At 47.8% G+C, this 13,752-nt stretch carries 14 protein-coding genes; 13 read left to right on the top strand and 1 reads right to left on the bottom strand.

Annotation, left to right across the window (positions count from 1 at the left end; all coding sequences use genetic code 11):
* Nucleotides 1-351 precede the first annotated feature (351 nt).
* The 4 genes from KME11_16140 (at nucleotide 352) to KME11_16125 (ending at nucleotide 4,368) form a co-directional block, all read left to right on the top strand.
* Nucleotides 352-1,581: a pentapeptide repeat-containing protein gene (locus KME11_16140; GenBank protein MBW4516740.1), complete on the top strand. Its 1,230-nt coding sequence runs from the start codon at nucleotides 352-354 to the stop codon at nucleotides 1,579-1,581.
* 46 nt (nucleotides 1,582-1,627) lie between these two features.
* Nucleotides 1,628-3,157 carry a carotenoid oxygenase family protein gene (locus tag KME11_16135; protein ID MBW4516739.1) on the top strand — a complete coding sequence of 510 codons (1,530 nt, stop codon included), beginning with the start codon at nucleotides 1,628-1,630 and terminating at the stop codon, nucleotides 3,155-3,157.
* 46 nt (nucleotides 3,158-3,203) lie between these two features.
* Nucleotides 3,204-4,130, top strand: coding sequence for a cobalamin-binding protein (locus tag KME11_16130; protein ID MBW4516738.1), 927 nt, complete (start codon nucleotides 3,204-3,206; stop codon nucleotides 4,128-4,130).
* 91 nt (nucleotides 4,131-4,221) lie between these two features.
* The gene (locus KME11_16125) at nucleotides 4,222-4,368 is read left to right on the top strand and encodes a high light inducible protein (protein MBW4516737.1); all 147 of its coding nucleotides are present in this window, start codon (nucleotides 4,222-4,224) and stop codon (nucleotides 4,366-4,368) included.
* Nucleotides 4,369-4,440: 72 nt separating this feature from the next.
* Here KME11_16125 and KME11_16120 read toward each other — a convergent pair whose 3' ends face one another.
* Nucleotides 4,441-4,731 (bottom strand): hypothetical protein, encoded by a 291-nt coding sequence (locus KME11_16120; protein MBW4516736.1) that lies wholly within the window; start codon nucleotides 4,729-4,731, stop codon nucleotides 4,441-4,443.
* A 155-nt stretch (nucleotides 4,732-4,886) separates the two neighbouring features.
* On the opposite strand from KME11_16120, the gene KME11_16115 reads away from it, so the two are divergent.
* The 9 genes from KME11_16115 to KME11_16075 all read left to right on the top strand — a co-directional run bounded on the left by KME11_16115 (nucleotide 4,887) and on the right by KME11_16075 (nucleotide 13,752).
* Nucleotides 4,887-5,681, top strand: a complete 795-nt coding sequence (locus KME11_16115) for an MlaE family lipid ABC transporter permease subunit (GenBank protein ID MBW4516735.1) — start codon at nucleotides 4,887-4,889, stop codon at nucleotides 5,679-5,681.
* Between the two features lie 68 nt (nucleotides 5,682-5,749).
* Nucleotides 5,750-6,136, top strand: a complete 387-nt coding sequence (locus tag KME11_16110; protein ID MBW4516734.1) for a DUF3119 family protein — start codon at nucleotides 5,750-5,752, stop codon at nucleotides 6,134-6,136.
* 10 nt (nucleotides 6,137-6,146) lie between these two features.
* Nucleotides 6,147-7,205: a DUF3086 domain-containing protein gene (locus KME11_16105; GenBank protein ID MBW4516733.1), complete on the top strand. Its 1,059-nt coding sequence runs from the start codon at nucleotides 6,147-6,149 to the stop codon at nucleotides 7,203-7,205.
* 36 nt (nucleotides 7,206-7,241) lie between these two features.
* Nucleotides 7,242-7,913, top strand: a complete 672-nt coding sequence (gene plsY, locus KME11_16100; GenBank protein MBW4516732.1) for a glycerol-3-phosphate 1-O-acyltransferase PlsY — start codon at nucleotides 7,242-7,244, stop codon at nucleotides 7,911-7,913.
* A 370-nt stretch (nucleotides 7,914-8,283) separates the two neighbouring features.
* Nucleotides 8,284-9,069, top strand: a complete 786-nt coding sequence (locus KME11_16095; GenBank protein ID MBW4516731.1) for an SIMPL domain-containing protein — start codon at nucleotides 8,284-8,286, stop codon at nucleotides 9,067-9,069.
* 427 nt (nucleotides 9,070-9,496) lie between these two features.
* A complete protein-coding gene (ftsH3, locus tag KME11_16090; GenBank protein MBW4516730.1) occupies nucleotides 9,497-11,323 on the top strand; it encodes an ATP-dependent zinc metalloprotease FtsH3 in 1,827 nt (608 codons plus the stop codon).
* A 78-nt stretch (nucleotides 11,324-11,401) separates the two neighbouring features.
* Nucleotides 11,402-12,268 carry a shikimate dehydrogenase gene (locus KME11_16085; GenBank protein MBW4516729.1) on the top strand — a complete coding sequence of 289 codons (867 nt, stop codon included), beginning with the start codon at nucleotides 11,402-11,404 and terminating at the stop codon, nucleotides 12,266-12,268.
* 99 nt (nucleotides 12,269-12,367) lie between these two features.
* A complete protein-coding gene (locus KME11_16080; GenBank protein ID MBW4516728.1) occupies nucleotides 12,368-12,850 on the top strand; it encodes a DUF4079 domain-containing protein in 483 nt (160 codons plus the stop codon).
* Between the two features lie 101 nt (nucleotides 12,851-12,951).
* Complete coding sequence (locus KME11_16075; GenBank protein MBW4516727.1) at nucleotides 12,952-13,752, top strand: class I SAM-dependent methyltransferase; 801 nt, start codon at nucleotides 12,952-12,954, stop codon at nucleotides 13,750-13,752.

Raw genomic sequence — 13,752 nt, 5'->3', positions numbered from 1 at the left:
TTGAATTACGGTGTTTTTACGGAAGCTATAAGTCTGTTTGGCTTTAGTTTAGCTTCAGTAGTATCTACGTTACACACATTTTTTGTGTATGTCAACCTCATAAATTAAATAAAAACAGATAAAATTTTGCGTAATAAATGAGTTAAAAGCACGTAATCTGCTTGTTGCTTCATTCAATTTTTCAACCCTTGAGGCTTTGACTTTTGACCAAAGTCATGTGATTATGGGCGATCAAAGCAACTTAAGTAAAGAATTGACAATTTCATGCCCTTATCCTCTAAAATCTTGCCGCTAGCTTCCCAATTGCCTGATTAAAATACTTAAATCTGGGGTGACTTCTAACAAAAAGATATGTGCGAAAAGATTCAGCGCTTTGTGCAACTTGTTTCAGAAGCTAATCATCTGAACGAGTTAGTCATTGCTGCAGGGTTAGATCCCTCCGAAGACTTAGTGAATGCCGATCTCAGACGGATAAGCTTCATGGGTGGTGATCTGAGTGGCTACAACCTCAGTGGCGCAGACTTGAGTGGGGCAGATCTGCGAGGCGCTTCCCTCAACAGAGCGAATTTAAGTCAGGCTAACCTCACTGATGCCAGGTTGGATAGAGCCAGCCTTCGAGGAACCATTTTGATTGGGGCAAGGCTCAATCGTGCCAAGCTAACGAACGCTAGCATTCGTATTGCCAAATTGAATGACGCTGAGCTGGAGTCTGCGTACCTAGAAGGAGCGGATTTACGCGGTGCTAACCTAACCGGTGCAAAGTTGTGTCACGCGCATCTTGGACGGGTTGATTTAAGGGGTGCTCAATTAAGTGGAGCAAATCTTGCAGATACCAATTTACGTTGCGCTGATATGAGAGGTGCTTACGCGCGCGGAGCCAACTTTACCCAAGCCAAGTTAGACGGGGCAGATTTAGGGAATGCCAACCTGACTGAAGTCAATCTGAGCCATGCTTCCCTTCAACGAGTTCATGGGGATGGCTGCGATCTCAATGGAGCACAAATGCAGGGTGCAGATTTGCGTAATGCCAACTTTAGTGCCACTGACTTTAGTCGTACTCAGTTACACAGCACTCAATTTGAGAATGCCTTAATAGTGGGATCTGTGTTCATGGAATGCCAAGGTCTCTCTGAATCTTTACAGACGGCTTTAGAGTTAAGAGGGGCAATTTTTTCGGAAAACTCTTCGAGTGAAGTGAGCTTTACCCAAAGCGATATTGAAAATCGGATTGCTGACTTAGAGCATTCGGTTAATCGGTTAGGGGAATGGGCAGAGAATCTTAGAAGAAAAGTGAGTGAGGAGCGAGTGAGTCTGTTGAGACGTAACCCTCTCGATCGCTCTGCGATCGCCCAAACTGAGGTACTTAGAGATCTGGCTAATGAAGTTCAAACCAGTTGCCTTGAATCTCGACACGCCATCTTTGCCTACCGAGTCAGTTCCTTATCAGAAACATGGACCGCCAAGGAGTTTATAGCCGAGTACAACGATATCAACGAGCAACTAGTTAAGGTTAGCTTTTTTATTCAAATTGTTCAAATAATACTGGTAGATGTTCCGGGATTTATTGACCGGAGCGCCTAGCTCTGAATCTAAAAAGCTCTGAATCTAAAAAGTACGATCGCCCACTATGCAAATTCCTCAACTGGGCACTCGTCCCACAACCGAAGTTTCCGACAGCCCTTCCTATACCCTCCAAGACTGGCGCAAAGGCTACCGATCGCTTCCTCAAGAATATGACTATTGGATTGATGAAACTGAGGGCGAAATTCCACCCGATCTGAGCGGAACCCTCTTTCGGAATGGCCCTGGTTTACTGGAGATGGACGGACAACCTGTGCATCACCCGTTTGATGGCGATGGCATGGTTTGCGCGATCGCCTTCAAAGACGGTCGTGCCCACTTTCGCAACCGCTACGTGCAGACACAGCATTATCAAGAAGAACAAAAAGCTGGAAAATTTCTTTATCGGGGAGTCTTCGGAACTGCCAAGCCTGGAGGCTGGCTAGCCAACACATTTGATCTTCGCCTCAAAAACATTGCTAATACCAACATTTTGCCCTGGGGCGATAAGCTCTGGGCACTCTGGGAAGCCGCCGAGCCTCACAGCCTTGATCCCTACACCTTAGAAACATTAGGACTCGACAATTTAAGTGGTGTGCTAAACCCAGGCGATGCCTTTGCCGCCCACCCTCGGATTGATGTGGCTTGCGAGTTAGACAACGGCGAACCTTGCCTCGTCAATTTTTCCATCAAGCCTGGACTTTCTACAAGCATCACTATTTACGAGCTAAATCTGGCAGGTCAGGTTATCCGGCAGCACGCCCATTCTGTGCCAGGGTTTGCCTTCATTCATGACTTTGCCATTACGCCCAACTACTGCATCTTTTTCCAAAACCCCATGGTCTTTAATCCCGTTCCCTTCTTGCTAGGGTTCCGGGGGGCGGCGCAATGCCTCAAGTTCCAGCCCAATCAAGCGACGCAAGTGCTAGTTATTCCCCGTCGGCAACCCGGAGCGGTGCAAACCTTATCAGTTAAATCGGGCTTTATCTTTCACCATGCCAACGCCTTTGAGCAAGAGGGTAAGATTTACGTAGACTCAGTGTGCTACCCCAATTTTCCAGCCGTTGACCCAGATCAGGACTACCGAGAAGTTCGGTTTTCTGAGTTATCACCGGGTCAGCTTTGGCGCTTTCAATTGAACCTAAAGACAAACGAAATTGAACGCCAGCTTTTGGAAAGTCGCTGCTGTGAATTCCCTGTTATTCATCCCCAGCTAATGGGTCGTCCTTACCGATATGCTTACTTGGGTGCCGCCCATGATTCTACGGGAAATGCGCCATTGCAAGGAGTTATGAAAATAGACTTGCAACCGGGCGACTCTGGGGGTATCTGCGAAGCAGCGCGCCAACTCTGGAGCTTTGCACCGCGCGGCTTTACGGGTGAACCGATTTTTGTGCCGCGATCGGCTGCTGCGGTTAATTCTGAAAATGAAGATGATGGCTGGGTGTTGATTTTGGCATTCAACGGCGAGTCAGAGCGATCGGAGTTAGTGATTTTGAATGGAAAAGATTTGAGCGAGGTCGCGCGGCTGAAGCTGAAGCACCATGTGCCTTATGGGTTGCACGGGCAGTTTACGCCCCGCTGCTACCTGAAGTAAGCCCCTAGTAGAACGAGTCGGAATTAGCGACAGGAAACTGAAATCTATGCTTCAATCTTCTCCACGAATTGTTTCGTTAATTCCGAGTGCAACCGAGATTGTGGCATTCCTGGGCATGACCGATCGCTTGGTCGGGCGATCGCATGAATGCGACTATCCCGAATCGGTCAAAGCTCTGCCCATCTGCACCGAACCCAAATTCAATCCCACAGGCAGCAGCGCCGAAATTCATGGGCGCGTTACTGATTTACTGCAATCTGCGCTCAGCGTTTACCGCATTAAAACCGAGGTGCTAGAGCCATTACAACCTACCCATATTCTGACCCAGGCTCAGTGCGAAGTTTGTGCGGTGAGCCTGGGCGATGTGGAGCAAGCAGTGGCACAACTGACAGGGATTCAGCCCCAAATCATCTCCCTTCAGCCTAATATTTTAGCGGACGTGTGGGCAGATATTGAGCGGGTAGCGGTGGCGCTGGGCGTGAGTGCAGTCGATCAACTGGCGGCACTTCAGCAACGAGTCAAAGCTTGTACGCAGGTAACGCAGAGCTTAAAGCATCGACCTACAGTAGCTTGCATTGAGTGGAGCGACCCGCTGATGGCGGCGGGTAACTGGATACCAGAGCTAGTGGAATTGGCAGGAGGGCGATCGCTGTTCGGGGTTGTTGGGCAGCACTCGCCCTGGCTGCAATGGGAGCAGATGATGGAAGCTAACCCAGAGGTAATCGTTTTTATGCCCTGTGGCTACGACTTGCAGCGCACTCGCCAGGATGCTGAATTGTTAAGCCGCCATCACCAATGGTCAAGTTTAAGGGCAGTACAAACTGGGCAGGTTTACATTACTGACGGCAATCAGTACTTTAATCGACCCGGATACCGACTCGTGGACTCTTTAGAAATTTTGGCTGAAATCCTTCATCCTCATAGCTTTCCCTCTAACTACCAGGGAACCGGATGGGAACCATTGAAAAATTGAGGCGCATAGCTCACGCATTGTTGCAACAAATTGAAATTTTGTGTTACATTTATTCACATACAGGTTGATGTCAAATAGAGGTTATTCAGTCATGCAAACTCAAGAAACTCCCAAAGTTGGTTTTACAAATTTCGCTGAAACTTGGAACGGTCGTCTTGCGATGATGGGCTTCGTGATTGGTGTAGCTACTGAGTTCTTAACAGGTCAAGGTATCCTATCTCAGATTGGCTTGATGTAATTTTTGATTCGCTCTTCGTCTGTTATAAAAGGTATAGAAGGGGTTGCGGCATAACGCGATCCCTTTTTTGTCTCAATCTCTCAGGTTTTGATAGCGATAAAAAGTATAAGCATCAAATAGAATGCCAACGACGCTACAGGCAATCCCGATCGTGACCAGCCCTCGTAGTGCGCTGGTGCTACCAAATACTTTTAAGAACTGTGCTACTTGTTCTAACCCTGCCTTGCCAAAAACCTCTAACCCTGGAACATATCCGAGCAGTGCCAGACTTGCTAAGATTGTCCCAATTAACAGGACAGGAGCCAAGAAGCTAAAAATGCTAGTTAATAAAAGGGAACGCAGTAAATTAGGCAGAATGCTCATAGGTCAATGCGATCGCTGTCTGGCGAATGATCGAGTGGGATAATCATCTTATAAGCATAAAAGGTGATCGCTTGACTAGGAAAAACATGACAGGAATCTTAAATTAAGATAAAAAACAATTTTCTCAGACCTATGAAACCAGAGGTACGGAGCGATTGAGCGAACAGACTCGGAGTTTTGGTTTAAAGGCATGGAGCCGCAGACTAGTTGCAGCTATTTTGCTGGCTGGGCAAGTGATTGTTCATTTAATACGCGGCAAGATTCATTGGCGCAATACGATGGAACAAATGGTGGCGGTGGGCCCTGAGTCTCTGCTGGTGGCATTGTTAATGTCAGCTTCAGTGGGCATGGTTTTTACAATTCAAGTGTCGCGGGAGTTTATTAATTTGGGCGCAGGTTCTGCTGTGGGGGGCGTGTTGGCGATCGCTCTTGCCCGTGAGTTGGCTCCAATTTTGACTGCTGTAGTGCTGGCAGGTCGCGTTGGCTCGGCATTCGCCGCCGAAATTGGCACAATGCAAGTGACTGAGCAAGTTGATGCTCTGTATATGCTGAAGACTGATCCAATTGATTACTTAGTTATCCCTCGGGTCATTGCCTGTTGCCTAATGCAGCCTCTACTAACGGTCTTGTCCTTTACCACTGGGATGATTGGCGGCGTTTTTATTGCCGATAGCCTGTACGACATTTCCAATAACGTATTTCTTGACTCTGCACGGAACTTTCTGACCCCTTGGGATATGGCAAGCGCTATGATTAAGGGCGCTGTTTTTGGGATTCTTATTGCCATCATTGGCACTAGCTGGGGTTTAACCACAACGGGTGGGGCTAAGGGCGTGGGGCAATCGACAACAACGGCTGTGGTGACTGCCCTGCTATCTATTTTTATTACCAATTTTTTTCTTTCCTGGTTAATGTTCCAAGGCACAGGAGGTTCTTCTCTGAATATGTAGTGCCCTCCGCGCGTTAGCCCCTTAAAATACAAGCAGCCCTTATCCATTTTTGTGGACACCGATCGCCCATGACTACTACTCCCAGCAGCCTTTCTAGCGACGTGCAGCTAGCGCCGAGTTACGCAATTCCTATCACGTTAATATTGGTAGCTCTACCGCTCTTTTTCCTAAATGCTTGGGTGGGTGGAGCGATCGCTCTTTTTGCGTTGTTTCTGCTGATTCAAGCCGTTACTTTACGCCTTTGCTTCACCGAAACAGCGCTCGACATTTACCGGGGCGAATCTTTACTGCGTCAATTTCCTTACCAGGATTGGCAAAACTGGCAAATCTTTTGGTTCAATGTCCCCGTTCTCTTCTACTTTAAGGAAGTGAAAAGCATTCATTTTCTGCCCATTTTGTTTGATGCAAAAATGTTGAGAACCTGCTTAGAACAGCGTTGCCCTGTTTCCCGTTAGTGCTGCACCCATGAATGATGAAGTAAATGAGTTAGAAACCCGTATTGCTGAACTGCGGCAGCAGGAGAAAAAACTGCAACAGGATATTGCCTCGCTGCAAGCTTCGTACAATGCCATGCTGCAAAAGCAAGTTGCCGAGACACAAATGGCGTTAGGGCGAGTTGTCCAAGAAAGCCTGAGTGAGCTAGAGCAACGCAAGCAGAAGCTACAGATCGCTGTTGAGCAACTAGAACGACGGCAAGAGCGAGTTCGCAACGAAATGAAAACTAGCTTCGCAGGTGTATCTCAAGACCTCGCCATTCGAGTGCAAGGATTTAAAGATTACTTGGTGGGCAGCTTACAAGATTTGGCGACCTCTGCCGAGCAGTTGCAACTGACTTCTGCCCCAGAGCCAGAACTTCGTAGAGGAGCGCGATCGGGGAGCCGGGAAGAGATTCGATCGGATGCGCGATCGGATGCGCGATCTGAGTCTAGGGCAGGGGCGCGATCGGATGCCAAAGCTGGAATGGGGGAAGCGCTAGTTCCTAAATTTGCTGAAAGTAATCTCCAAGAGCAAACTAAGCAGATTAATAAACTATTAGATCAATATCGGATGATGCCTGATTACTATGGGCAGCCCTGGCAGTTGCGGCGTACGTTTGAACCGATTCATGCCGATCGCGTTTCAAATTGGTTTTTTACCCAAGGAGGACGAGGCTCCTTAAAGTCTTTGGGTTCTCGGTTGCAAAATATTTTAGTCGCCTCAGCCGTGATTTCGGTGCTGCGGGATTTGTATGGCGATCGCGTCCGGGTTTTAGTCTTAGGCGATTCTCCCGAACGCTTGGGAGAATGGCGACGAGGACTTCAAGATTGCCTGGGCGTTTCTCGTACCGACTTTGGTTCTGAACAGGGTATTGTGCTATTTGAAGCGCCCGAACCTTTGGTACAACGGGCAGAACGGTTGTTGAAGCAGAAGCAACTCCCCATTATCATCATTGACGAGTCAGAGGGATTCATTAATTTAGCGCTATTACAATTTCCACTGTGGCTGGCGTTTGCTTCCGACCCCATGAGTCCAATGGTGTACTAGAAAAGAATGGGTGTACTAGAAAAGGATATATTCAGTATGGCGGTTTGGCTTGGCTTTTGTGTGATGGTTGGATTGGGTGCCTATCTCCTGGGCTCACTGCCGACGGGCTATCTGGCAGGTCGCATTGTTAAAGGTATCGATATTCGAGAGCATGGCTCAAAATCCACAGGCGCAACCAACGTATTAAGAACGGTGGGCAAAATTCCGGCAATTGTAGTACTGCTAATTGATGTATTGAAAGGGGCGGCAGCGATCGCTTTGACCAGGCTGGCGTATGAACTCCCAATGATTGCTTCCATAATTCCTGCCGAGGTCAACTTGCAATCATGGCTTCCCTATGCCGTTACCCTTTCTGGTCTAGCTGTTCTTTTAGGACACAGCCGCTCCATTTGGCTCAACTTTTCTGGCGGTAAATCGGTGGCGACTGGCTTAGGACTATTATTGGCAATGGCTCTGCCCGTTGGCTTAGGCTCTCTCGCTGCGTTCGCTGTGACGCTGGCAATTTCGAGGATTGTTTCGCTCAGTTCAATTGCAGCAGCGTTGGCGGCAATAGGGCTAATGGTCGGACTGCAACAGCCGCTGCCTTTTCAAGGACTGGCGATCGCAGGAGGACTATTTGTTATTTGGCGACATCAAGCTAACCTACAGCGCCTTATTGCTGGTACCGAGCCTCGCTTAGGGCAGAAGGTTCAAGGATCAGAGCCTTAATATTTAGGTCTTATTGTACTTAGGACTGACGCACTGGCAACTACAACTTGATATTCTCCCTAACCCTCCTCAAGAAAGAGGCAATCTCAAAAGCCTCTTTTTAAGAGGTTGGAGATCTCTTTTGCGTCAGTCCTATAACTGTAGAAATTACAGACTTCGTGATTAAAAACTTGTGATACCGTTACACGTGTGAAACTGAACCTGACCCTCAAAGAGTAATGCTGTGCAAACGTACACTATTTGAATAATCTTTAAGCTTCAGGGAAATCGCGGTTATTGGCTGAATCTCTAATTGGTGACCTACAAATTGCCTTTTCTTTAGAAAATCAGCACAACAGACACCTGTCAATGAACAACACGAGGAAAACTTATGTCGAAACTCCACATTTTTAGCGCTGCTGCTGTGACAGCTAGCCTGTGGATGGTTGGAATGGCTCAAGCATCGGCTGGCGTTCCTCAAACTTCTGAGGTAGCCCCTAGCCAACAAATTGCTCAAGCCTTTACTTTACCGGCTGGCGTAACCGCTGTTGGGTCGGGCTTAGCTACTGCACCTGCTGACGTGGCTGTGATGTACTTGAACTACTACAGTAACTACTATCCTCAGCCTTCTGAAAACCCCAACATGCCTCCCCCTCCTCCTCCCACTGCAACAGCCGCTGATATGAAGCCTGTGGTTGATGCCCTGCTTGCTGCTGGAGCGATCGCCGAGAATATTGAAGCAACTGCCGACCCTAATGCCTCAGGTGGCTTTAGAGTTCGAGTAAAACTCGATAAGCCTACGCAAGATAACGTGCAAGCTCTAGTCGCAGCCGCTAATACGGCTGCTTCAAAAAACAGTAAGTTCTCGACGGGCGGTGCACAAGTTGGCTACTTTACCAATAATTGCTCTGCCCTAGAAACTGAAGCCCGCAGGCTAGCCATGGCAGATGCTCGCAGCCGTTCTAATGCCCTAGCTGCAACCGCAGGTATTACCCTCGGCAGTCTAACTGCTGTTACCGAATCGGCAACTTTTGGCTATTACGGTGGCGCAGGTTGTCCTTCGGCGGCTGATAGTCAAAGTCTACAAGATCCCTATGCTTTGCAAGGGGTTGATCTGCTCAGCCCTCCTGTCGTGCGCGTTAATTCCTCAGTGTCTGTAACTTATAAAATGAAGTAGGCGATCGACTAACTCCTACTTATTTTTGTTAAACGTTAAACTCCCCGATTTCCTAATACTGAGGAACGGGGAGATTTTTTTGGCAGATTTCTAACAGATATCTTTTATCCTTATCAGCCTGTCTGCAGTTCTATTATTTCTATTGTAAAGATTCTGCGCCATTTTCTCACAATGCCACTTCACGGGATCTGTTTACCTTTAGTTAGAGGTTCGCGATCGAACATTTTTACTTTTTTTATATGAGTCATGCTCCGGCACAACTTTATAGACAGGTAATGCCCCATTCCTCAATTCCGGTGGCAGAATGAGAATACTGGCGAGGCGTAGCAAACTAGAATCCCATGTCAAGATGCTAGTTAAATGAGCTACATTAATAAATATTAAGAAAATATGACCTCGCGTCAAGAATCTAGGAGGAACAGCCTCAGTGAATAAGCGGTGGAAAAATGCAGGGCTGTATGCCCTTTTGGTTGTAGTTGTCATCTTTCTGGCAACGGCACTTTGGGACAACAGACAACCCCCCATCAAGACGTGGCGGTACAGCGAATTTATTAATCAAGTCAGTTCAGGTCAAGTTGAGAAAGTGGCGATTCGCTCTGATCGGCAATTTGCTCAAGCTAAGGCAAATGACGGTGAAACCTACGGCATTAACCTTCCTAATGATCCTGAATTGTTAGACATTTTGCAAAAGAATAACGTTGACATCTCCGTCACTCAACAAGGAGAGGACAACGGTATAGCCAGGATTCTCAGCACGCTGCTGATTCCGTTCTTGCTCTTGGTCGTGCTATTTTTTGTGCTGCGTCGGGCGCAGAGTGGTCCAGGCAGCCAAGCCATGAACTTTGGTAAGTCAAAAGCCCGCGTTCAGATGGAGCCTCAAACCCAGGTGACTTTTGGCGATGTGGCAGGGATTGAACAGGCAAAGTTAGAACTTTCTGAAGTCGTAGACTTTCTGAAGAATGCCGATCGCTTCACCGCAGTCGGGGCAAAAATTCCTAAAGGCGTTTTGTTAGTTGGACCTCCTGGAACTGGTAAAACTCTCTTGGCGAAAGCTGTAGCAGGTGAAGCTGGCGTTCCTTTCTTCTCTATCTCTGGCTCAGAGTTTGTAGAAATGTTTGTGGGTGTAGGTGCTTCCCGCGTCCGCGATTTGTTCGAGCAAGCCAAAGCCAATGCGCCTTGTATCGTCTTTATTGATGAAATTGATGCAGTCGGTCGTCAGCGGGGCGCAGGTCTTGGCGGCGGCAACGATGAGCGGGAACAAACCCTGAACCAGTTGCTGACCGAAATGGACGGCTTCGAGGGCAATACAGGCATTATCTTGATTGCTGCTACTAACCGTCCTGATGTATTGGATGCAGCCTTGCTTCGTCCAGGTCGTTTCGATCGCCAGGTGGTGGTCGATCGCCCCGACTTTGCTGGACGTTTGGAAATCCTCAACGTTCATGCTCGTGGCAAGACCCTCTCGAAAGACGTTGACCTTGATAAGATTTCTCGACGCACGCCTGGGTTTACGGGTGCTGATTTGGCAAACCTGCTGAACGAAGCAGCTATTCTTGCCGCTCGTCGTAACCTAACTGAAATCTCAATGGATGAAGTCAATGATGCGATCGATCGCGTGATGGCTGGTCCTGAGAAGAAAGATCGGGTGATGAGCGAAAAGCGGAAAACACTGGTGGCATATCATGAAGCGGGTCATGCTCTGGTTGGTGCGCTGATGCCTGACTATGATCCGGTTCAAAAGGTCAGCATTATTCCTCGGGGTCGTGCAGGCGGTTTAACCTGGTTTGTGCCCCGTGAAGATCAAATGTCTTCTCGCTCTTACTTGCAAAACCAAATGGCGGTGGCGCTAGGCGGTCGAATTGCCGAGGAAATCGTCTTTGGTGAGGAAGAAGTGACAACGGGTGCTTCCAGTGACCTTCAGCAGGTGGCGCGGGTGGCACGGCAGATGGTAACCCGGTTTGGCATGAGCGATCGCCTCGGCCCGATCGCACTGGGTCGTTCTCAGGGCGGGATGTTCTTGGGGCGCGATATTATGGCAGAGCGTGACTTTTCTGAAGAAACGGCTGCAACGATCGATGATGAAGTCCGCAATTTGGTGGAGCAGGCGTATCGCCGGGCAAAGGTAGTTTTGACGGAAAACCGTTCAGTGCTAAATGCTTTGGCTGATATGTTGATTGAGCGGGAAACTGTCGATTCTGAAGAGCTTCAGGAATTGCTAGCAACTAGTGATGTGAAAATGGCTTCGGTTGCTTAGGTTGTTCAAGTAAATTTAATTAGTTTAGAAGGGTGGTTTTATGCCACCCTTTTTTGTGGGCTTTTTTCTTCTTTTCTTATGGCAATTACTGGAATAACTAAACTGCTTGGGGTAATTGGCTATCCGGTGGCGCATTCGCTTTCTCCAGTGATGCATAATGCGGCGATCGCCCAACTTAACGCCAATTACATTTATCTACCTCTACCTGTTAAACCTGAAGAGTTGCGAGTGGCGATCGAGGGATTTCGGGCGATCGACCTCCAAGGCTTCAGCATTACGATTCCCCATAAGCAAGCCATTATGCCAATGCTGGCAGAGGTCAGCGATATTGCTCGAGCTATTGGGGCTGTCAATACGGTTTATCCCACAACCCAAGGCTGGGGCGGCACCAATACCGATATCACCGGATTTCTTGCGCCATTGCTAAACCGTCAAGATTGGAGCCAAACGACAGCTGTCGTGCTAGGTAATGGGGGAGCCGCGAGAGCCGTAGTGATGGGATGTCGGCAGTTAGGATGCACTCAAATTCAGGTAGTGGGACGCAATTGGCAAAAGCTGCAAGATTTTCGAGCGAGTTGGATCGATTCGCCCTTGGCAGTCAACAATCTATCAGTACATGTCTGGGAGGAGTTGCCGAAACTGATTCCACAGGCAGGTTTGCTGGTGAATACAACTCCGATCGGGATGCATCCGCAGATCGAAAGTTCGCCATTGAGTGCAGAAGAGAGACAAAAAATTCAGCAGGGGGCGATCGCCTATGACTTGATCTATACACCGCGTCCGACTCAGTTTTTGCGGCAGGCGCAGGCAGGGGGAGCGATCGCCATTGACGGCTTAGAAATGCTGGTTCAGCAAGGCGCAGTTGCCCTAGAACTTTGGCTGAACCAACCTGCCCCAGTTGAGGTCATGCGTCAGGCACTTTTGAATCATCTGGCGATCGAGTAAAAGTATCAGCAAATTCCTCAATTTTGTTGCCCTAACTGATTCACCAAGGGCTAACAAACCGTTATGCTAATTTTTATGAAGCCTTAGTAGAGAACCCTTATGTTTGAGATCCCAGAATCAGTCAAAGTTTGGAGTCAATTTATTCACCCACTTCTCATGTGGGCATTGTTGGCGCTTTCAATTTACGCACTTTACCTGGGAGTGCAAATTCGTCGCACCCGTAGCGCTGAAGGCGATGTTAAAAAAGAGCTAATTAAAGGAAAGTACAATATTAAGCATTACCAAATGGGTTCGCTCCTGCTAGCACTCATGGTCTTAGGTAGCATTGGTGGTATGGGAATCACATACCTCAATAATGGCAAGTTGTTTTTTGGTTCTCACCTGCTTGCAGGCTTGGGCATGATGGGACTCATTGCTACGTCTGCTGCCCTTTCACCCTATATGCAAAAGGGTCAAGATTGGGCACGCACCACACACATTGCCTTAAACGTTGTCCTTCTGGGGCTATTTAGCTGGCAAGCAGTCACTGGAGTACAAATTGTTCAGCGAATTTGGGAAAAAATGGCAGTTGGTGCCGGTTAGTTTTTTGGGGGCAGTATCATGCCCCCGACATCCCCTCAACAAGCTATAGTGTTTAACCAAGCCTTTTAGCTTGTTAACCCGCTCCAAAATTTTCGCGCACCATGCAAGACGAAATTCTCAAAAAAGAACAGGAATTTCATGATCAGTGGGCTGCTGCCATTGATATTGAAGGCATCAAGGCCAAAGACTACTTTGAAGCTTGCACGGCTCCAGAAAATCGTTTTATCCTCAAGCGATTAGGTGATGTTAGAGGAAAATATTTACTGGATTTAGGTTGTGGTGCTGGTGAAAACAGCGTTTATTTTGCTAGTCGGGGCGCTCAATGCGTTGCCGCAGATTACTCTCCAGGCATGGTTGAAGTGGCGCTGAAGTTAGCAGCCGCGAACCAGGTGCAGGTCGAGGGCAAAGTGATTAATGCGATGAATATTGACTTTCCTGATAACACCTTTGATATTGTCTATGCCTCTAATCTTCTCCATCATATTCCTGAGCCAGAGTTAACCATTAAAGAAATGTACCGCGTGCTTAAACCAGGGGGCGTTGCCTGCTTCTGGGACCCGTTGAAGCACAATCCTGTGATTAATGTGTATCGTAGAATTGCTACTAAAGTTCGGACTGAAGACGAAACGCCGCTAGATATCAGTATCGTCAAAACGGTGCAGAGATTATTTACAAAAACGACCTATGATACTTTTTGGATCGCTACACTTTGGATATTTCTGCGCTTTTATTTAATTGAGAAAGTTAATCCTAATGAAGAGCGTTACTGGAAAAAAATTATTCTTGAACAAGTTCGCTTAGAGCCAGAATATCAGCGCCTAGAGAAACTAGATACTGTTCTAAAAAAAATTCCTTTTGTTAAACGCTTTGCTTGGAACCTTGCTGTTGTGGCAATGAAGTAA

The organism is Timaviella obliquedivisa GSE-PSE-MK23-08B, from assembly GCA_019358855.1.
In the GTDB taxonomy this organism is placed as follows: Bacteria; Cyanobacteriota; Cyanobacteriia; order Elainellales; family Elainellaceae; genus Timaviella; species Timaviella obliquedivisa.
Note: the sequence above shows the minus strand (reverse complement) of the source record. Positions and strands in the feature narration are given on the sequence as shown.

What these genes read in the sequence shown, in the direction of transcription:
- KME11_16140 (MBW4516740.1), top strand. Translation starts at nt 352, where the DNA reads ATGTGCGAAAAGATTCAGCGCTTTGTGCAACTTGTTTCAGAAGCTAAT.
- KME11_16105 (MBW4516733.1), top strand. Translation starts at nt 6,147, where the DNA reads ATGAATGATGAAGTAAATGAGTTAGAAACCCGTATTGCTGAACTGCGG.
- KME11_16135 (MBW4516739.1), top strand. Translation starts at nt 1,628, where the DNA reads ATGCAAATTCCTCAACTGGGCACTCGTCCCACAACCGAAGTTTCCGAC.
- KME11_16125 (MBW4516737.1), top strand. Translation starts at nt 4,222, where the DNA reads ATGCAAACTCAAGAAACTCCCAAAGTTGGTTTTACAAATTTCGCTGAA.
- KME11_16120 (MBW4516736.1), bottom strand. Translation starts at nt 4,731, where the DNA reads ATGAGCATTCTGCCTAATTTACTGCGTTCCCTTTTATTAACTAGCATT.
- plsY (MBW4516732.1), top strand. Translation starts at nt 7,242, where the DNA reads ATGGCGGTTTGGCTTGGCTTTTGTGTGATGGTTGGATTGGGTGCCTAT.
- KME11_16110 (MBW4516734.1), top strand. Translation starts at nt 5,750, where the DNA reads ATGACTACTACTCCCAGCAGCCTTTCTAGCGACGTGCAGCTAGCGCCG.
- KME11_16085 (MBW4516729.1), top strand. Translation starts at nt 11,402, where the DNA reads ATGGCAATTACTGGAATAACTAAACTGCTTGGGGTAATTGGCTATCCG.
- KME11_16095 (MBW4516731.1), top strand. Translation starts at nt 8,284, where the DNA reads ATGTCGAAACTCCACATTTTTAGCGCTGCTGCTGTGACAGCTAGCCTG.
- KME11_16080 (MBW4516728.1), top strand. Translation starts at nt 12,368, where the DNA reads ATGTTTGAGATCCCAGAATCAGTCAAAGTTTGGAGTCAATTTATTCAC.
- KME11_16130 (MBW4516738.1), top strand. Translation starts at nt 3,204, where the DNA reads ATGCTTCAATCTTCTCCACGAATTGTTTCGTTAATTCCGAGTGCAACC.
- KME11_16075 (MBW4516727.1), top strand. Translation starts at nt 12,952, where the DNA reads ATGCAAGACGAAATTCTCAAAAAAGAACAGGAATTTCATGATCAGTGG.